Origin of the sequence: Providencia sp. PROV076, assembly GCF_028483405.1 — a bacterium.
GTDB lineage: Bacteria > Pseudomonadota > Gammaproteobacteria > Enterobacterales > Enterobacteriaceae > Providencia > Providencia huaxiensis.
The window spans coordinates 24041-43122 of sequence record NZ_JAMPRR010000018.1; the positions used below are offsets into that span (position 1 = coordinate 24041).

The 19082-nt window shown below is 40.8% G+C and carries 16 protein-coding genes; 12 read left to right on the forward strand and 4 right to left on the reverse strand.

Annotation, left to right across the window (positions count from 1 at the left end; all coding sequences use genetic code 11):
* The first annotated feature begins 80 nt into the window (after positions 1-80).
* The gene (tal, locus tag PSF67_RS12560) at positions 81-1034 is read left to right on the forward strand and encodes a transaldolase (protein WP_102138974.1); all 954 of its coding nucleotides are present in this window, start codon (positions 81-83) and stop codon (positions 1032-1034) included.
* 190 nt (positions 1035-1224) lie between these two features.
* On the forward strand, positions 1225-1806 hold the full coding sequence (mog, locus tag PSF67_RS12565) for a molybdopterin adenylyltransferase (RefSeq protein WP_181489286.1): 582 nt from the start codon (positions 1225-1227) through the stop codon (positions 1804-1806).
* A 79-nt stretch (positions 1807-1885) separates the two neighbouring features.
* Here mog and satP read toward each other — a convergent pair whose 3' ends face one another.
* Entirely contained in the window at positions 1886-2452 is a 567-nt protein-coding gene (satP, locus tag PSF67_RS12570) for an acetate uptake transporter (RefSeq protein ID WP_004905651.1), read from the reverse strand.
* Between the two features lie 335 nt (positions 2453-2787).
* Between satP and dnaK the strand changes: the two genes are divergently transcribed.
* Together dnaK and dnaJ are read left to right on the forward strand one after the other, a co-directional pair.
* Positions 2788-4698 (forward strand): molecular chaperone DnaK, encoded by a 1911-nt coding sequence (gene dnaK / locus PSF67_RS12575; protein ID WP_272677026.1) that lies wholly within the window; start codon positions 2788-2790, stop codon positions 4696-4698.
* 110 nt (positions 4699-4808) lie between these two features.
* Positions 4809-5942: a molecular chaperone DnaJ gene (gene dnaJ / locus PSF67_RS12580; protein ID WP_102138977.1), complete on the forward strand. Its 1134-nt coding sequence runs from the start codon at positions 4809-4811 to the stop codon at positions 5940-5942.
* 67 nt (positions 5943-6009) lie between these two features.
* Here the strand turns inward: dnaJ and PSF67_RS12585 are convergent, their stop codons facing one another.
* A complete protein-coding gene (locus PSF67_RS12585) occupies positions 6010-7410 on the reverse strand; it encodes an amidohydrolase (protein WP_272677027.1) in 1401 nt (466 codons plus the stop codon).
* A 114-nt stretch (positions 7411-7524) separates the two neighbouring features.
* Positions 7525-8373, reverse strand: a complete 849-nt coding sequence (locus tag PSF67_RS12590; RefSeq protein WP_102138979.1) for an EamA family transporter — start codon at positions 8371-8373, stop codon at positions 7525-7527.
* A 388-nt stretch (positions 8374-8761) separates the two neighbouring features.
* On the opposite strand from PSF67_RS12590, the gene nhaA reads away from it, so the two are divergent.
* Positions 8762-9937 (forward strand): Na+/H+ antiporter NhaA, encoded by a 1176-nt coding sequence (nhaA, locus tag PSF67_RS12595; RefSeq protein WP_272677028.1) that lies wholly within the window; start codon positions 8762-8764, stop codon positions 9935-9937.
* A 194-nt stretch (positions 9938-10131) separates the two neighbouring features.
* Complete coding sequence (gene nhaR, locus PSF67_RS12600) at positions 10132-11055, forward strand: transcriptional activator NhaR (RefSeq protein ID WP_102138981.1); 924 nt, start codon at positions 10132-10134, stop codon at positions 11053-11055.
* Between the two features lie 54 nt (positions 11056-11109).
* Here the strand turns inward: nhaR and rpsT are convergent, their stop codons facing one another.
* Entirely contained in the window at positions 11110-11370 is a 261-nt protein-coding gene (gene rpsT, locus PSF67_RS12605; RefSeq protein ID WP_004914688.1) for a 30S ribosomal protein S20, read from the reverse strand.
* Positions 11371-11957: 587 nt separating this feature from the next.
* Here rpsT and ribF point away from each other — a divergent pair.
* From ribF to dapB, 6 genes are all read left to right on the forward strand, one after another.
* Positions 11958-12896 carry a bifunctional riboflavin kinase/FAD synthetase gene (gene ribF, locus PSF67_RS12610; RefSeq protein WP_231068862.1) on the forward strand — a complete coding sequence of 313 codons (939 nt, stop codon included), beginning with the start codon at positions 11958-11960 and terminating at the stop codon, positions 12894-12896.
* A 28-nt stretch (positions 12897-12924) separates the two neighbouring features.
* Complete coding sequence (gene ileS / locus PSF67_RS12615; RefSeq protein WP_272677029.1) at positions 12925-15735, forward strand: isoleucine--tRNA ligase; 2811 nt, start codon at positions 12925-12927, stop codon at positions 15733-15735.
* Complete coding sequence (gene lspA, locus PSF67_RS12620) at positions 15735-16238, forward strand: signal peptidase II (RefSeq protein ID WP_102138984.1); 504 nt, start codon at positions 15735-15737, stop codon at positions 16236-16238. The genes ileS and lspA overlap by 1 nt, the downstream gene beginning before the upstream one ends.
* A gap of 82 nt (positions 16239-16320) precedes the next feature.
* Positions 16321-16791: an FKBP-type peptidyl-prolyl cis-trans isomerase gene (fkpB, locus tag PSF67_RS12625; protein WP_166266644.1), complete on the forward strand. Its 471-nt coding sequence runs from the start codon at positions 16321-16323 to the stop codon at positions 16789-16791.
* Positions 16772-17725: a 4-hydroxy-3-methylbut-2-enyl diphosphate reductase gene (gene ispH / locus PSF67_RS12630; protein ID WP_102138986.1), complete on the forward strand. Its 954-nt coding sequence runs from the start codon at positions 16772-16774 to the stop codon at positions 17723-17725. The genes fkpB and ispH overlap by 20 nt, the downstream gene beginning before the upstream one ends.
* Positions 17726-18014: 289 nt before the next feature.
* Entirely contained in the window at positions 18015-18836 is an 822-nt protein-coding gene (gene dapB / locus PSF67_RS12635; protein WP_102138987.1) for a 4-hydroxy-tetrahydrodipicolinate reductase, read from the forward strand.
* Positions 18837-19082: the final 246 nt, after the last annotated feature.

Here is a 19082-nt window from a genome sequence, read left to right on the forward strand (position 1 = left end):
GCAGCAATATGGATGCATGATATTATCTGTAGACGGTGCGGCGATAGCCACAATTCCTTTATAACAACGAGATTAAAGAAATGACCGATAAACTAACCTCACTACGTAGTCTGACAACCGTTGTTGCTGATACTGGCGACATCGAAGCGATGAAGCTTTATAAACCACAAGACGCGACCACAAATCCATCGCTGATCTTAAATGCTGCACAAATTCCTGAGTACCGTAAATTAATTGATGAAGCGGTAGAATGGGCACGTAAGCAAAGCAGTAATCGTGAGCAACAAATTGTTGATGCTTGTGACAAACTGGCTGTTAATATCGGTCTGGAAATTCTGAAATTAGTTCCAGGTCGTATTTCTACTGAAGTTGATGCGCGCCTTTCTTATGATGAAGAAGCTTGTATTACTAAAGCGCGTCACTTAATTAAAATGTATAACGATGCAGGCATCAGTAATGACCGTATTCTGATTAAACTAGCTTCGACTTGGCAGGGTATCCGTGCTGCAGAGAAACTGGAAAAAGAAGGCATTAACTGTAACCTGACCTTATTATTCTCTTTTGCTCAAGCACGCGCTTGTGCGGAAGCAGGTGTATACCTGATTTCTCCATTTGTGGGCCGTATCCTTGACTGGTACAAAGCGAATACAGATAAAAAAGAATTCGCACCACATGAAGATCCAGGTGTAGTTTCTGTTACTGAAATCTACAATTACTACAAAGCTCACGGTTATAAAACTGTGGTTATGGGCGCAAGCTTCCGTAACGTGGGTGAAATCATTGAGTTAGCAGGTTGTGACCGCTTAACTATCTCCCCAGGCTTATTGAAAGAACTGTCTGAGTCACAAGGTGAATTAGTCCGTAAACTGACTGATACAGGTAAAACTCAAGAGCCAGGCGCTAAGTTAACTGAAGCTGAGTTCTACTGGCAGCACAACCAAGATCCAATGGCGGTTGATAAACTGTCTGACGGTATCCGTAAGTTTGCAGTAGACCAAGAAAAACTGGAAAAAATGATTGCAGATTTACTGTAATTTATTTCGTTTTTTCTTAAAACCCAGCCAGTTGGTTGGGTTTTTTTATACCTATTTTTCATTGAGTTAGTTCTCAATTTCAAGATATAAAATTGAGGTCGCTGTATGCAAAAGCGCATCATGCTATGATAATGCTCCTGTTTATCCATTAGTAGACAGTTTCTGAATTGATCAATTTTTTGAGGTTTGTATGAATGAATTGCGCATAGGTCTGGTTTCTGTTTCTGATCGTGCTTCGAGTGGTATTTATGAAGACAAAGGTATTCCAGCACTAGAAGAGTGGTTAGCAAAAACGCTGACAACCCCTTTTCGTATCGAAACTCGCCTGATCCCTGATGAGCAAATCATGATAGAGCAAACATTATGTGAGCTGGTGGATGAATTTGCTTGCCATTTAGTCCTCACTACTGGTGGCACAGGGCCCGCTCGTCGCGATGTCACGCCTGATGCAACCCTTGCGATTGCTGACCGCGAGATGCCGGGTTTTGGTGAGCAAATGCGCCAAATTAGCCTGAAATTCGTCCCTACTGCGATACTATCACGTCAAGTGGGGGTAATACGCAACCAAGCTCTGATTTTAAATTTACCTGGACAGCCTAAAGCGATTGCGGAAACTCTGGAAGGTTTAAAAGACAAAGAAGGGAATGTGGTAGTTTCTGGTATTTTTGCCAGTGTTCCTTATTGCATTCAATTACTTGATGGCCCTTATGTAGAAACAGACCCTACAATTGTGAAAGCGTTCAGGCCTAAATCGGCTATTCGCCCTGAGTAGTCTTTTAATGTAATCAGGTGAGACTTAACTCACCTGATTAATAATATTTAATGCATAAAATCACATACGTTAGTTAAATTTAACCACGCTGGCCAATCGGTAATACTGTTTTGCCATATTGCTCATTTAATATTTCCGCAACTGCTAAATAAAATGCGCTAGCACCACAGATAATTCCTTCAAAACCTGCAAATTTTAGTAATGCTGCATTTCCTGTAATATTACCGATTGCTAATAAAGCGAATAATACAGTTAAGCTACCGAAGACAAATTGCAAAACAAAATTAGCTTTGAACGTTCCTAAAAACATGAAAAAGGTAAAAATTCCCCAAATAGCGAGGAAAACACCTAAAAATTCAGGTGAAGTTGCTTCGGCTAATCCCATTGATGGTAAAAATAATAAACCCACTAATGCAATCCAAAACATACCGTAAGAGGTAAATGCAGTTGCACCGAATGTGTTGCCTTTTTTGTATTCAATCAGACCCGCAATAAATTGAGCAATACCACCATAAAAAATGCCCATACTTAAAATAACGGATGAAAGAGGGAAAAAACCTGCGTTATGAATATTCAGCAGGATGGTTGTCATACCAAAGCCTAGTAAACCAAGTGGGCCTGGATTTGCAAGAGAGCTAGACTGCATATAACCTCTGGTAAAATATAAATAATTCAAATAGATAAGAAACAAAAAGTTTTGCCAAAGTGACAGCGGCGGCGCATCATACGCAGTTTTAATTGTTTAAACAATGATCACAAGACAGGTTTTTTTGCAATAAATGCAAATTTTTTTGATTCTCCCCCTTGATGAATGAATTTGTGACCCCATCTTAAAAGCATCAACTGATATCAATCCAAATTATTGCGTATTGAAAAATAATTTAGGCTCTGAGTGAAAACTCCCTTGAAAATGAAATATTGAGCCTCATATAGATTGATATCGAAATCATAGTGAAAAGAATTCCTTTGGAGGCGTTTTAGATGGGTAAAATCATTGGTATCGACTTGGGTACAACTAACTCATGCGTTGCAATTATGGATGGTACTACAGCTCGTGTTCTGGAGAACAGTGAAGGTGATAGAACGACTCCTTCCATCATTGCGTACACTCAAGATGGTGAAATTTTAGTTGGTCAGCCAGCAAAACGTCAGGCTGTGACTAACCCAGAAAATACTTTATTTGCAATCAAACGTTTGATTGGTCGTCGTTTCCAAGACGAAGAAGTTCAGCGCGACGTTTCTATCATGCCATATAAAATCATTGCGGCTGATAACGGCGATGCTTGGTTAGATGTGAAAGGCCAAAAAATGGCTCCACCACAAGTTTCAGCTGAAGTTCTGAAAAAAATGAAGAAAACAGCAGAAGACTATTTAGGTGAGCCAGTAACAGAAGCGGTTATTACTGTTCCTGCTTACTTTAACGATGCTCAGCGTCAAGCAACTAAAGATGCTGGCCGTATCGCGGGTCTAGAAGTAAAACGTATTATTAACGAACCAACAGCTGCGGCATTAGCATATGGTTTAGACCGAGAAATTGGTAACCGTACTATCGCGGTATATGACTTAGGTGGTGGTACCTTTGACTTATCAATCATCGAAATCGATGAAGTTGATGGTGAAAAAACCTATGAAGTTCTGGCTACTAATGGTGACACACACTTAGGTGGTGAAGACTTTGATACACGTTTAATTAACTATTTAGTTGAAGAATTTAAGAAAGAACAAGGTGTTGACCTGCGTAACGATCCGTTAGCAATGCAACGTCTGAAAGAAGCTGCAGAAAAAGCGAAAATTGAGCTGTCTTCTGCACAACAAACAGATGTTAACCTGCCGTATATTACAGCAGATGCAACAGGTCCTAAACACATGAATATCAAAGTGACTCGTGCGAAATTAGAGTCACTGGTAGAAGATTTAGTTAAGCGTTCTATGGAGCCAGTTAAAGTTGCTCTGCAAGACGCAGGCTTAAGCGTGAGCGAAATCAACGACGTTATCTTAGTTGGTGGCCAAACACGTATGCCAATGGTTCAAAAAGTTGTTGCTGATTTCTTTGGTAAAGAGCCACGTAAAGACGTGAACCCAGATGAAGCAGTTGCAATGGGTGCAGCAGTTCAAGGTGGTGTTTTAGCCGGTGATGTTAAAGACGTTCTGTTACTTGATGTAACTCCTCTGTCTTTAGGTATCGAAACCATGGGTGGCGTGATGACTTCGTTAATCTCGAAGAACACCACTATCCCAACTAAACATAGCCAAGTGTTCTCAACAGCGGAAGATAACCAAGCAGCGGTAACTATCCATGTTCTGCAAGGTGAGCGTAAACGTGCAAGTGATAACAAATCACTGGGTCAGTTTAACTTAGACGGTATTCAAGCTGCTCCACGTGGTATGCCACAAATCGAAGTGACTTTTGATATCGATGCTGATGGTATCTTGCATGTGTCTGCTAAAGATAAAAATAGTGGACGTGAGCAAAACATCACCATTAAGGCTTCTTCAGGCCTGAATGATGAGGAAATCGAAAAAATGGTACGTGACGCAGAAGCAAACGCTGAAGCTGACCGTAAATTTGAAGAGCTAGTTCAGGTTCGTAACCAAGCTGACCAATTAGTTCACGGTACTCGTAAACAAATCGAAGAAGCCGGTGATAAATTACCAGCTGAAGATAAAGCGAATATCGAAAAAGCAACTTCTGAATTAGAAGTGGCATCAAAAGGTGAAGATAAAGCGGATATCGAAGCGAAAATCCAAGCTTTAGTCACTGCATCTGCAAAACTGTTGGATATCGCACAGCAACAAGCTCAAGCGGGCGGTGCAGCTGGCGCAGAAGCGAAGAAAGATGATGACGTTGTTGACGCTGAATTCGAAGAAGTTAACGACAAAGATAAAAAATAATGCCCTTAGCGGGCGCAGTAGCTGTAGCAAATGATAGTTAATGGTTACTGATACCGGATACGGGCGTCGAGGGAACTCTACGCCCGTTCCGCATGTTAAGGGTAAATTAAATGGCCAAAAGAGATTTTTATGAGGTATTAGGCCTCGAGAGAAATGCTTCTGAGAAAGATATTAAGCGTGCTTATAAGCGTTTAGCGATGAAGCACCACCCTGACCGTAATCAGGGAGATAAAGAGTCAGAAGATAAATTTAAAGAAATTAAAGAAGCTTACGAAGTACTTTCTGACGAGCAAAAACGTGCTGCTTATGACCAATATGGTCATGCTGCGTTTGAGCAAGGCGGAATGGGGGGCGGTGGCTTCGGTGGTGGTGCTGACTTCAGTGATATCTTTGGTGACGTCTTCGGTGATATTTTTGGCGGTGGCCGTAGACAGCAGCGCCCAAGCCGTGGTTCTGACCTACAGTACAACATGGAACTGACTCTCGAAGAGGCTGTCCGTGGAGTGACCAAAGAAATCCGTATTCCGACCTTGGAAACCTGTGACGTCTGTCATGGTAATGGTGCGAAGCCTGGGACGAGTGCAGATACGTGCTCTACCTGTCACGGTATGGGCCAAGTCCATATGCGCCAAGGCTTTTTCTCTGTACAACAACCTTGTCCAACGTGTCATGGTCGCGGTAAAGTTATCAAAGATCCATGCAACAAATGTCATGGTCATGGCCGTGTTGAAAGATATAAAACCCTGTCAGTCAAAATTCCTGCAGGGGTAGATACAGGTGACCGTGTTCGTTTATCAGGAGAAGGTGAGGCCGGAGAAAACGGAGCACCAGCAGGCGATTTATTCGTTCAGGTTCATGTATTACCTCATAATATTTTTGAGCGTGATGGTAATAACCTGCATTGTGAGGTTCCGATTAACTTTGCTGATGCAGCATTGGGGGGCGAAATTGAAGTGCCAACCCTTGATGGCCGTGTGAAACTGAAAATCCCAGCAGAAACTCAAACCGGTAAAATTTTCCGCATGAAAGGAAAAGGTGTGAAATCGGTACGTGGTGGTTTGCAAGGTGACTTAATGTGCCATATTGTTGTTGAAACCCCTGTAAAACTGAATGAAAAACAAAAAGAGTTACTCAAAGAATTTGGTGAGTCACTAGGTGGAAAGAGTGGTGAGAAGAATAGCCCGCGCTCTAAAAGCTTTTTAGATGGCGTGAAAAAATTCTTTGATGATTTAACTAATAAATAATTAGTTAATAATTGGTAATGTTAGAATGGCTGACTGAGCATATTGCCAAGTCAGCCATTTTTTTATCTTATTTTACGACTTCACCACTCGCAACTACGGTTTCGCGGACTTTGTTAGCAAAATCTTGAGCTTCTTTAATAATGGAGCCTTCATCTGCGGTCAGCAGCTGGCGGTCTTGCATCAATACCTTGCCATCAACAATAGTATGGCGAACATTAGCTCCATTTGCACCATAGACTAATGCGGCATAGGGGCTATACATAGGAACCATGTTTGGTGATTTAGTATCAATAACAATGATGTCAGCTAATTTCCCTGCTTCGAGAGAGCCTAATTTGTCTTCCATGTGTAACACGCGTGCAGAACCCATGGTTGCCATATCGACAACCGTGATCGGTGGCATTGCGGCTCTATCTTTATTGGCTAGTTTGTGAATTTTACCCACTAAGTTTAGCTCATTTAACGTCGTTAATGTATTACTCGACATCGGGCCATCCGTTCCTAAACCAACACGAATACCTTTTTCAAGCATGGTTGTGACCGGGGCGACCCCTTTAGCAGATTTCGTGTTTGCACTGATATTATGTGCGACACCAACATCATACTGTTTGAGGAGATCCATATCTTTTTCATTAACCATAATGGCGTGAGCTGCAATAACTTTATTATTCAGTGCTCCAATATCAGCCATATATTGTACAGGGCTTTTCCCTCCCGTACGTTTGGCTATTTCTTCTTGCTCACGATCAGTTTCAGCCAGATGGATCATCACTGGCACATTAAGTTCTTGAGACAATTTTGCGATTTTCTGTAAATGCTCTGTGGTATTGGTATAAGGTGCATGAGGCGCAAAAGCGGGTGTGATACGAGGGTGATCTTTGTATTGGTTGATAAAATTCACTGCATAATTGATACCTTCATCTGCATTTTTTGCATCAGCGACAGGAAATTGAATAACAGATTCACCAAGGACAGCTCTTAAGCCAATTTTATCAACGGTTTTAGCCACTTCATCTTCAAAATAATACATATCAACGTAAGTTGTGACACCACCTTTAATCATTTCAATATTAGCAAGGTTTGCTCCAACTCGTACCATTTCACGGGAGACCATTTTGTTTTCTAATGGGAAAATATAACGGTGTAAACGGTCTGGTACATCATCGGCCAAAGAACGGAACACGGTCATAGATGCATGTGTGTGAGTGTTAATTAACCCAGGCATGACAATGTCGCCATCAACCTTCAGGATATTAGGTGCTTGATAACTTTGAGCTAGTTCAGGGCCACCAACGGCAATGATTTTATTGCCTTTGATGACAACAGTACCATGGTCAATAATTTGTTTCTGGGCATCCATTGTTAAGACGGTTCCATCGACAATAATGATGTCAGCAGATGTAGCTGCAAAGCTAGAAAAAGAAGCACTAATAATGGAAACAGCCAGTAAAGATTTTAAAAACGACATTTTGGCCTCATATCTGGTGAGAAAATATAAAAATTATGAGTAAAAAATATTAATACTATTTCTGATAAAATTAAGTTTGCTGCTTACTGATTGAATATTCAAATAATAATTTTATTAATGACTTAATTTTGCTAATAAAATACCAAAAACAATAACGACACAGGCAACGACTCGCATTACGTTGAATTTTTCTTTGAGAAAGGCAATGGATAGGAACATGGCGAAAAGTACACTAGTTTCTCTAATCGCTGCGACCATGACAATTGGCGCTTGGCTCATCGCCCATATAGCAATGCCATAGCTAATGAGCTGCATTAGCCCACCTAGTAACCCTGAACGCCAGTATTGTTGAATTCCAACAATGAAGGTACCTCGGTATTTGATAAAACCGGGTATAGCTAACACCATTCCGTTCAATAAAAATAGCCAAAGTGTATATGTCACGGGATCTTCACTTGCTCTGGCTCCATAACCATCAGATAAGGTATAACAGGCAGTAAAGAAGGCAGTTGATATGGCAAAAGCTAGAGCTTTCCCATTGATATTTAATGTGAACTTTTTCCCAGCAAAGGCAATGAGCACGACACCACTAATAATAAATAAAACACCAATAAGACCCATCAATGGAATTAATTCATTAAATAGCAACACACCTAGTAGTGCCGTTATTAATGGGGCGGACCCGCGTGATATTGGATAAATCTGGCTTAAGTCACCGTGTGTATAAGCCTGACTTAAAAAATAGGTGTATCCAATATGAAAAAGTACGGATAGGGCTAACCAATGAATAGCTTCTGGTGACGGTAGGCCAAACCAAAATATTGCGGGTACCGCTAAGACGCCAGAAAAAACAGAAATCATGACTAGGCCGAAAAAACGGTCATTGCCAAATTTAACTATGGCGTTCCAGCTTGCATGGCAGAAAGCTGCAAACAGCACAGAAAGTAATACGTAAGTTGTCATTGTTAAATTGTAATCATTAGTATTTTATTAGCAATCCAAACACATTTTTTTGCGAAGCGCTTGGCAGATATCTTGTGGATAGTCTTCCATATTTAAAATTTTTACGAAAGGTATCGAAGAAAGAAATATATGTTTTTTGCCTGCGAAGATAAAAAGTGTAGATTTTTGATACCAAAAAAATTGAATTTATAAAGTCCGTTTATCACAAAATTTATTATTTGTTTTTATAAAAATTGTCTATAGTAAAATTAACGTTTTTTTCTCATTTGCCGTGATCTCTAACCTAAATTGATCGGTAATTTCGAGTGTTAAGCGATAAATAAACGATTTTTTACGAATTAATAATTAGCATAGTATTAACATTCAAAAAAACATTGAGGTTAAATATATGACAGCAATTATTCGTAAATTTTTAAGGTTAGAAGCAGCAGGGGGCTTACTTCTGATTATTGCTGCCATAGTCGCTTTAGTGATGGCAAATTCGCCATTGCAGGGGGCTTATCAGCAATTTTTAGATATCCCTATATCAATTAAAATATCAGAATTTGGTTTAGATAAGCCTTTGATATTATGGGTTAATGACTTCTTAATGGCGATTTTCTTTTTGGTGGTTGGCCTTGAAGTAAAACGTGAATTATTGGAAGGATCCCTCGCAGGACGTGACAAAGCGATATTTCCAGCAATTGCGGCACTAGGTGGAATGATTGCTCCTGCATTAATTTATTTATTATTTAATGGTGGAGATGCAGTTACCCAGCAAGGTTGGGCAATACCTGCCGCTACAGACATTGCTTTCGCGTTAGGTGTGATGGCGTTACTAGGTAAGCGAGTACCCACAGAGCTAAAAGTGTTCTTATTGGCATTGGCTATCATTGATGATCTAGGCGTTATCGTAATTATTGCATTTTTCTATACCAGCTCAGTTTCCGTGGTTGCATTGGGGTTATCAGCACTGTGTATTGCGATCCTTTGTATGATGAATTGGCGTAGAGTAGAGAATACAGCCGCTTACTTAGTTATTGGGTTAATATTGTGGGTGTGTATTTTGAAATCTGGTGTTCATGCCACATTAGCTGGGGTAATTGTCGGCTTCTTGATCCCTTTACGTGGTACTAACCAGACTAAGCCTTCAGAAGAATTGGAGCACGTCTTACATCCATGGGTTGTTTACTTAATTCTACCTGTTTTTGCATTTGCTAATTCAGGTGTGCAACTTCAAGGTGTGACTTTTGACGGTTTATTAAGCCCACTGCCATTAGGGGTAGCCGCTGGCTTGATCTTAGGTAAGCCTATTGGGATTTTTCTGTTTAGTTGGGTTTCGGTAAAACTTGGGTTTGCAAAATTACCGGAGTCGATTAACTTAAAACAAGTATTTGCAGTTTCTGTACTGTGTGGGATCGGTTTTACTATGTCTATTTTTATCACTGGCCTCGCATTTGATGGGCTTGATGAGGTGTATAGTACCTATTCACGCCTAGGTATTTTGATTGGTTCGACGTTAGCCGCGTTTTTAGGGTATTTTATGTTAAGAGTAGTGTTACCGAAACAAAAAGAACCAATCTAATACAAGCTTATTGTGTAGTTTTGCAAATTATTAGTAAGAATTTCCGAACTAATAATCTATGATATACCGTAGTGTGTTTATTAATACACTACGGTATTCATTTTAAAGGCCCTGAAAATATAGGGTACAGGTAAATGTGTATGGTCAATAGTAGTTACCATAACTAGACTAGCGACGGTACAAAAGGAATCGATATGCGGGTTTCACATCTTAATTTTAACCATCTTTACTACTTCTGGCATGTATGTAAAGAGGGCTCTGTTGTCGGAGCAGCAGAAGCGCTTTACCTGACTCCTCAGACAATTACAGGGCAAATAAAAGCGCTAGAAGAGCGTTTAGGTGGCAAATTGTTTAAAAGGCAGGGGCGAGGTTTAGTGCCATCTGAGCTTGGACAATTAATTTTCCGCTATGCAGACAAAATGTTTATGCTTAGCCAAGAAATGCTCGATATTGTCAATTACAGCCGCGAATCTAACTTACTGTTTGATGTCGGGGTTGCGGATACGCTATCAAAACAGCTAGTAAGTAAAATATTAGAAACTACGGTTGTTGAGCATGAACAGATTCATTTACGTTGTTTTGAATCAACCCATGAATTGCTATTAGAACAGCTCAGCCAACATAAATTAGATATGATTTTATCTGACTGCCCAGTTGACTCATCGCAGCAGGAAGGCTTGTTTTCGGTGAAATTGGGCGAGTGTAATATGAGTTTCTTTTGCCGTCAGCCTATCCCTAAAAAGCCATTTCCTGAATGTTTAGAGGAACGTCGCTTATTGATCCCTGGTCGGCGATATTTGTTAGGTAGGCATATACTCGCTTGGATCCGCAATAAAAACTTGCAGGTTGAAGTATTAGGTGAATTCGATGATGCCGCACTTATGAAAGCATTCGGCATGCATTATAACGCAATTTTTGTTGCTCCTTCGCAATATACACCTGATCTTTTAGGTGGAGAAGATATTGTGGAGTTAGGGCGTTTAGAGAGCGTTAAAGAAGAATATTACGTTATTTTTGCAGAGAGAATGATCCAGCACCCAGCAGTACAGCGAGTGTGTAATAAAGATTTTTCAGATTTATTTTCAGTTCCGCTTGATAGCCTAGATAAAAAACAATAATAAATAAAAAAACCGGCATAAGCCGGTTTTTTTTAAGCTAATCAAGAAGCAAAATTACATTGCTTTGATTTGAGCAACTAAGTTAGCTTTATGACGTGCTGCTTTATTTTTGTGGATCAGGCCTTTAGTAGCATGGCGATCAACAATAGGTTGCATGTCATTGAATGCTTTCTGAGCAGCTTCTTTATCGCCTGCAGCGATAGCAAGGTAAACTTTCTTGATAAAAGTACGTACCATAGAGCGACGGCTAGCGTTATGCTGGCGACGTTTCTCTGACTGAACGGCACGTTTCTTAGCTGATTTGATATTAGCCAAGGTCCAACTCCCAAATGTATTCTATTGAGGACAATTCAAAGGTCGAGGAATATGCCCTTTCGCCCTTCATTTGTCAATGGATTTGTGCAAATAAACATCGTGTACTTCGATGTTCATGCGCTGTGAATGGTGCAAGATTCTATCAGCAAATATGAGAAGAATACAGATCTTCGCGTGAAAAAATGCGTAATTGATGGCAGAAATTTAAAAAGAACTAAGACGAAAAATAATTTTTAGCTTATCAATCAATATCGAGTATGAAAATTAATCATGATATGGTTGTTTTTTGTTCTTTTTAACCGTTCGGTTATAACCATTGAAGTATAAAACATAAAAATATAATATTTTTAGAGACCTTGGAACAAATTTGTTGTATTGATAATCCATTGGTTACCCCAAAGTTTTTGATGTTCGAATGCAATAGCTCTGTTGGGGAGCGTAATAACCCACTAATTGCATAAAATAGTGGGGAATAAGTCGTGTAGAGATCAAAAAAATAGGGTTTAATGAAACCTTTTGCGAACTAAGGTTAACCTTATGCGTCGTACAAGGTATAATCCTGCAATTTCCTCGGTATTGAGCCTGTTATGGAGCTAATTCGCGGTATACAGAATATCCGGGCGTGCCATCATGGTTGCGTGCTGACTATCGGTAATTTTGATGGTGTCCATCGTGGGCATCAGGTTTTACTTCAAAATTTGAAACTTAAGGGGGCTCAGTTAGGGCTACCAACTGTTGTGATGATATTTGAGCCACAGCCCCTTGAATTTTTTATTGGTGACAAGGCGCCTGCGCGTTTGACACGCCTGCGAGACAAAGTTAAATATCTCGCAGATAGTGGTATCGATTACCTCTTATGTGTTGAATTTAACCAGCACTTTGCATCATTAACACCTGCTGAGTTTGTTTCTGACTTACTCGTCAATAAGCTTGGTGTAAAGTATCTCGCTATAGGTGATGATTTCCGCTTTGGGAAAAATCGCATGGGGGACTTTGCTTTTTTACAACAAGCGGGTGATGAATTTGGTTTTGAAGTTGCAGATACAGAAAGCTTCTGTGATTCAGGGCTACGTATCAGCAGTACAGCGATACGTAAGGCAATTCAAGAAAATAATCTTGAATTAGCTGAAAGCCTATTAGGGCACTCTTATCGTATTAGCGGGCGAGTGGTTCATGGTAATCAACTTGGCAGAACAATAGGTTTTCCGACAGCAAACCTACCGTTAAAACGTTTAGTCACACCCGTTACTGGTGTGTATGCTGTAGAAGTTTACGGTTTAGGTAATAAGCCTTTACCGGGTGTGGCAAATATTGGCACACGTCCGACTGTATCTGGAAAAGGAACACAGTTAGAAGTTCATCTGATTGATGCAAATATGGATTTATATGGGCGTCATATCGATGTAGTGTTACGTAAGAAATTACGTGATGAGCAGCGGTTTGCTTCGTTGGAAGCGCTTAAGGAGCAAATTGCTAATGATGTAATTGCAGCGAGAGAGTATCTTACTGCAATAGGAATCAGATAATTTAGCGGAAAATTGGAACTGAGAATCGATGAGTGACTATAAAAATACCCTGAATCTACCAGAAACAGGGTTCCCAATGCGTGGCGATCTCGCTAAACGCGAACCACAGATGTTAGAGCGCTGGTACAAAGAAGGTTTGTATCAGGCAATCCGTAAAGCAAAATCGGGCAAAAAAACCTTTATTCTGCACGATGGCCCTCCATATGCTAACGGCAGTATTCATATTGGTCACTCAGTTAACAAAATTCTCAAAGACATTATTATTAAGTCCAAAGGGTTGGCGGGCTATGACTCCCCATACATCCCAGGTTGGGACTGCCATGGATTACCGATTGAACACAAAGTTGAACAAATCGTCGGTAAGCCAGGGGAAAAAGTTTCCGCTGCTGAATTTCGTGCACAATGCCGTCAATACGCTAAAGAGCAAATTGAAGGCCAAAAAGCTGATTTCATGCGTCTAGGTGTATTAGGTGAGTGGGATAAACCTTATCTAACAATGGATTTTAAAACCGAAGCTCACATCATTCGAGCATTGGCGAAAACTATTGCAAACGGCCATTTAGTGAAAGGGGCAAAACCTGTTCACTGGTGTACTGCCTGTGGTTCTTCATTAGCAGAAGCTGAAGTTGAATATTATGATAAAACTTCACCATCTATCTATGTTCGCTTCCCAGCCGTAGATGGTAAAGCTGTGTGCGAAAAATTTGGCATTGTTAGCGAAAAAACACCTTCGTTAGTCATCTGGACAACAACGCCTTGGACTTTGCCTGCTAACCGTGCGATTTCTTTAAACCCTGAGTTTAAATATGATTTAATCGAAGTAAATGGTGAGTTACTCATTTTAGCTGCCGACCTTGTCGAAGTGGTGATGAAAACGGTAGGGGTTGAGGCATGGGCCGTTTTAGGTGAATGTGAAGGTTCTGCACTTGAGCTTTTACGTTTCCAGCATCCATTTATGGGCTTTGATGTGCCTGCAATTTTGGGTGACCACGTGACATTAGACGCCGGTACGGGGGCTGTTCATACTGCACCGGGCCATGGTCCTGAAGACTATGTTGTTGGCCAAAAATATGGTTTAGAAACAGCGAACCCTGTGGGCCCTGATGGCTGCTTCTTACCAAATACTTATCCAACATTAGATGGCGTATTTATTTTCAAAGCGAATGACCTTATCGTTGAATTATTGAACGAAAAAGGCGCGTTACTATACAAACAAGCGATTCAACACAGCTACCCATGCTGCTGGCGCCATAAGACTCCGGTTATCTTCCGTGCTACGCCACAGTGGTTTATCGGTATGGATAAAAACGGCTTACGTGAACAATCTCTGAAAGAAATTGATATTGTTCAATGGATCCCGGGTTGGGGGCGCGCACGTATTGAGTCAATGGTTGAAAACCGTCCAGACTGGTGTATTTCTCGTCAACGTACTTGGGGTACCCCAATGTCGTTATTTGTTCATAAAGACACTGAAGAACTGCACCCTCGTACATTAGAATTAATGGAAGAAGTGGCTAAGCGTGTTGAAGTGGATGGCATCCAAGCATGGTGGGATCTTGACCCTGCTGAGCTGTTGGGTGATGAAGCCGAAACATATCGTAAAGTACCTGACACCTTAGATGTATGGTTTGACTCTGGCTCAACGCACTTTGCGGTTGTGGATGCACGCCCTGAATTCCATGGTAATTCAGCGGATATGTACCTCGAAGGGTCGGACCAACACCGCGGCTGGTTTATGTCATCATTGATGTTATCAACAGCAATGAAAGGTAAAGCACCTTATCGCCAAGTATTGACACATGGCTTCACTGTTGATGGCCAAGGCCGCAAAATGTCTAAATCTTTAGGCAACACAGTGAGCCCACAAGATGTCATGAATAAACTGGGTGCTGACATCTTACGTTTATGGGTTGCATCAACGGATTACACCGGTGAAATCGCAGTTTCAGATGAAATTTTAAAACGTGCAGCGGACTCATACCGCCGTATTCGTAATACCGCGCGTTTCTTACTGGCTAACCTGAGTGGCTTCAATCCTGAAACCGACATGGTGAAACCAGAAGATATGGTGGTTTTAGACCGCTGGGCGGTGAGCCGTGCTTTAGAAGCTCAGCAAGAGATTGCTAAAGCTTATGATGAATACGACTTCTTGTCTGTGATCCAGAGACTAATGCATTTCTGCTCCATTGAAATGGGGTCATTCTATCTGGATATCATCAAAGACCGTCAGTATACCGCGAAAAGTGATAGCTTAGCGCGTCGTAGCTGCCAAACTGCATTATTCCATATTGTTGAAGCGTTAGTGCGTTGGATGGCTCCAGTTCTGTCATTTACTTCTGATGAAATTTGGAATGAATTACCAGGAAAACGTGCTCAATTCGTTCTTACAGAAGAGTGGTATGACGGTTTATTTGGTTTAGATGAATCAAATGAAATGAACAACAATTTCTGGACTGAGCTACTGGCTGTTCGTGGTGAAGTGAATAAGGTCTTAGAACAAGCGCGTACTGATAAACTCATCGGGGGCTCATTAGAAGCTGCTGTGACATTGTATGCCGATAAAGCTCTGGCCGAAAAACTGCAAAGCCTTGGTGATGAATTACGCTTTGTTTTACTGACATCACAAGCCCATGTAGCTGATATCGCAACAGCTCCTGCAGATGCGCAAGAAAGCGAATTAAAAGGCCTGAAAATTGCGTTCAGTAAAGCTGCAGGTGAAAAATGTCCTCGCTGCTGGCACTACGCAAGTGATATTGGCTCTTCGAGCGAGCAACCAGAAATTTGTGGTCGCTGTGTTACTAACGTAGCTGGTAACGGCGAAACGCGTAAGTTTGCTTAATGAAGACGCCAGTTTGTTCTACCGGTTTGCGTTGGTTATGGTTGACCATTGTGATCATCGTTGCGGATTTAGGCATTAAGCAGTTAGTGCTTAGTGACCTAAATCTCTACGAGCCACATCCGATAATGCCATTTTTCAACATAATGTACGCACAAAATTTTGGAGCGGCATTTAGTTTCTTGGCTGATGAAGGTGGCTGGCAACGTTGGTTCTTTGCAGGTATTGCAATTGGGATATCCATTATCCTAATGGTCATGATGTATCGTCAAAGCGCACAAAAACGCCTATCAAATATTGCCTATGCATTGATTATTGGTGGTGCTATCGGTAATTTAAGCGATCGTTTAGTTCATGGCTTTGTTATTGATTATCTTGATTTTTACGTTGGTAATTGGCATTGGCCAACATTCAACCTAGCAGATATGGCGATATGTATTGGTGCGGCCCTTGTCATTTTTGAAGGTTTCTTACCCGATAAATCAAAGCAAGAAAAAGCCAAATAACATAGTCGCGCACTAGGTTAGAATGCAATAACTCACAGCCCAGATTTTCTGGGCTGAATTTTATGATAAATAGGTTTGTTTTATGTCTACTCAAATACAGACGCAGAGCTCTGTTTTACTGCATTTCACATTGAAATTGGAAGATGGCTCTACGGCTGATTCTTCGCACGCACAAGGGAAGCCTGCGTTATTTGTTTTAGGGAACGACTCCTTATCGCCAGAACTGGAAGCCCAATTGATTGGCCTTAGTGAAGGTGAAAAGAAAAGTTTTTCACTGCCCGGAGACACGGTTTTTGGGAAACATAATCCTGACTTAGTTCAATATTTTTCATTGCGTGATTTTATAGAAACAGGCATCCCTGAAATTGGTACGATAATGCTATTCACAGCGATGAATGGCAGTGAAATGCCAGGTGTAGTAAAATCAATTGAAGGCGAGTCGATTACGATTGATTTTAATCACCCGCTCGCTGAGCAGCAAATTAGTTTTGATATCGAAGTGCTTGAAGTAGATCCGCAATTGGAGAATCACAATGCAAATATTAATGGCTAACCCTCGTGGGTTTTGTGCAGGCGTAGACCGCGCAATTAGCATCGTAGAAAGGGCATTAGAAATCTATGGCGCTCCAATTTACGTTCGTCACGAAGTGGTTCATAACCGTTATGTTGTTGATGATTTACGTCAACGCGGTGCTATCTTTATTGAGGAAATCTCCGAAGTCCCTGATGGGTCAATCTTGATTTTTTCTGCGCACGGAGTTTCCCAAGCTATTCGTCAAGAAGCGCGCTCTCGCGATCTAACAATGTTATTTGATGCGACTTGTCCTTTAGTGACGAAAGTTCATATGGAAGTTGCACGAGCGAGCCGCAAAGGCAAAGAAGCCATTTTAATTGGCCACGCTGGGCACCCAGAAGTCGAAGGTACGATGGGGCAATATAGCAACCCTGAAGGTGGGATGTATCTTGTTGAAAGCCCAGAAGATGTTTGGAAACTGAAAGTGAAAGATGAAAATAATCTCTCTTTCATGACACAAACGACGCTTTCTGTTGATGATACTTCTGATGTCATTGATGCGCTGACATCTCGCTTTCCAAGTATCGTTGGGCCTCGTAAAGACGATATTTGTTATGCAACGACTAACCGCCAAGAAGCGGCGAGAGAGCTTGCAGAACGTGCTGACATTGTTTTAGTCGTCGGTTCTAAAAACTCATCGAACTCAAACCGTCTTGCGGAGTTAGCTTCGCGTATGCAAAAACCTGCCTATTTAATTGATGGTGCGGAAGATATTAAAACGGAATGGTTAGCGGATAAAAATATTATCGGCTTGACAGCAGGGGCATCTGCGCCAGACATTTTAGTTCGACAAGTTATTGATAGACTTAAAGAATTGGGAGCTGATTCTGTTGTTGAATTGCAAGGCCGTGAAGAAAATATCGTCTTCGAAGTTCCTAAAGAATTAAGGGTTGAAGTCAAAGAGATTAATTAATCATTTGATTTTAATTACGGAAACAGCCGCTTTATGATCCCGATCTCGCGGCTGTTTTAACCTTTCCATTCAAATAGTTCCTTTCGAATATCCTCTGAATTAAAACTTTTACTGATAATCCTTTCTCTCTCTACGCTTTTGTTAATAACGATACATTTTTGCTAGCAGAATATGGTCAGGATAGTTAATCTGTATCACAATCATTTCTAAACTGTGGGTAAAAATAGTCTTTTTATCCTAAGCAACAGTTCAAATTTATCTATTTGCATTAATTAAAAAAGGATAAACCATGGCGAATTCAGTGGTACGTGTTGCAGTCGTTGGTGCAGGTGGGCGTATGGGACGCCAGCTAATTCAAGCCGCGCAGCAACAGGATGGCATTCAATTAGGTGCAGCGATTGAGCGTGAGGGCTCATCGCTTATCGGGACAGATGCAGGTGAGCTCGCTGGTATCGGTAAGTTAGGTATTTCCATTGTTGATTCGCTAAATCAGGTTGTTAATGATTTTGATGTTGTCATTGATTTCACTCGCCCAGAAGGGACTTTACACTACCTTGCATTTTGTAAAGCCAACCAAAAAGCGATGGTAATTGGAACGACAGGTTTTGATGAGCAAGGTAAGCAAGCCATCGCCGAAGCGGCGAAATCCATTCCTATTGTCTTTGCGGCAAATTTCAGTGTTGGTGTCAATGTGGTGCTGAAATTACTGGAAAAAGCAGCAAAAGTGATGGGAAATTACACTGATATTGAAATTGTTGAAGCACATCACCGCCATAAAGTGGATGCGCCATCAGGTACGGCTCTAGCTATGGGGGAGTCTATTGCTACTGCACTTGGGAAAGACTTAAAAGAGTGTGCGGTATATACCCGTGAAGGTTATACAGGGGAGAGAGAACCTGGAACCATTGGTTTTGCAACTATTCGTGCTGGGGATATTGTCGGTGAACATACCGCAATGTTTGCAGATATTGGTGAGCGAGTAGAAATTACCCATAAGGCCTCTAGCCGTATGACCTTTGCAAATGGCGCTATCAGGGCATCTGGTTGGGTTTGCGATAGAAATAGTGGGTTATATGATATGAAAGATGTATTAAACCTGGATGATTTATAGTTTTTTTATTTTTATTTTCAATTATAAATTAGTTAGTTGTGATTTGTTTTTGTATTTTTAATATCGATTTAAATTATTTTATTTTAAATCGATATTAATTCATGTTTTATGTGTTTTTCTCTTCTTTTTTGGTCGTTAATTATCCTTTTCTCCCTCTTCTAGCTGGGTTATTATCAATAAACTAGTTATCTTGCTTTGCAACCGTTTACTTATTCATTTTTACTATGGTTTATACTGATCATCCAA

Excerpts from the sequence above, each read along its gene's own strand:
- mog (WP_181489286.1), top strand. The coding sequence starts at position 1,225 with ATGAATGAATTGCGCATAGGTCTGGTTTCTGTTTCTGATCGTGCTTCG.
- tal (WP_102138974.1), top strand. The coding sequence starts at position 81 with ATGACCGATAAACTAACCTCACTACGTAGTCTGACAACCGTTGTTGCT.
- ileS (WP_272677029.1), top strand. The coding sequence starts at position 12,925 with ATGAGTGACTATAAAAATACCCTGAATCTACCAGAAACAGGGTTCCCA.
- lspA (WP_102138984.1), top strand. The coding sequence starts at position 15,735 with ATGAAGACGCCAGTTTGTTCTACCGGTTTGCGTTGGTTATGGTTGACC.
- nhaA (WP_272677028.1), top strand. The coding sequence starts at position 8,762 with ATGACAGCAATTATTCGTAAATTTTTAAGGTTAGAAGCAGCAGGGGGC.
- nhaR (WP_102138981.1), top strand. The coding sequence starts at position 10,132 with ATGCGGGTTTCACATCTTAATTTTAACCATCTTTACTACTTCTGGCAT.
- ispH (WP_102138986.1), top strand. The coding sequence starts at position 16,772 with ATGCAAATATTAATGGCTAACCCTCGTGGGTTTTGTGCAGGCGTAGAC.
- PSF67_RS12585 (WP_272677027.1), bottom strand. The coding sequence starts at position 7,410 with ATGTCGTTTTTAAAATCTTTACTGGCTGTTTCCATTATTAGTGCTTCT.
- PSF67_RS12590 (WP_102138979.1), bottom strand. The coding sequence starts at position 8,373 with ATGACAACTTACGTATTACTTTCTGTGCTGTTTGCAGCTTTCTGCCAT.
- dnaJ (WP_102138977.1), top strand. The coding sequence starts at position 4,809 with ATGGCCAAAAGAGATTTTTATGAGGTATTAGGCCTCGAGAGAAATGCT.
- fkpB (WP_166266644.1), top strand. The coding sequence starts at position 16,321 with ATGTCTACTCAAATACAGACGCAGAGCTCTGTTTTACTGCATTTCACA.
- satP (WP_004905651.1), bottom strand. The coding sequence starts at position 2,452 with ATGCAGTCTAGCTCTCTTGCAAATCCAGGCCCACTTGGTTTACTAGGC.
- ribF (WP_231068862.1), top strand. The coding sequence starts at position 11,958 with ATGGAGCTAATTCGCGGTATACAGAATATCCGGGCGTGCCATCATGGT.
- dnaK (WP_272677026.1), top strand. The coding sequence starts at position 2,788 with ATGGGTAAAATCATTGGTATCGACTTGGGTACAACTAACTCATGCGTT.
- dapB (WP_102138987.1), top strand. The coding sequence starts at position 18,015 with ATGGCGAATTCAGTGGTACGTGTTGCAGTCGTTGGTGCAGGTGGGCGT.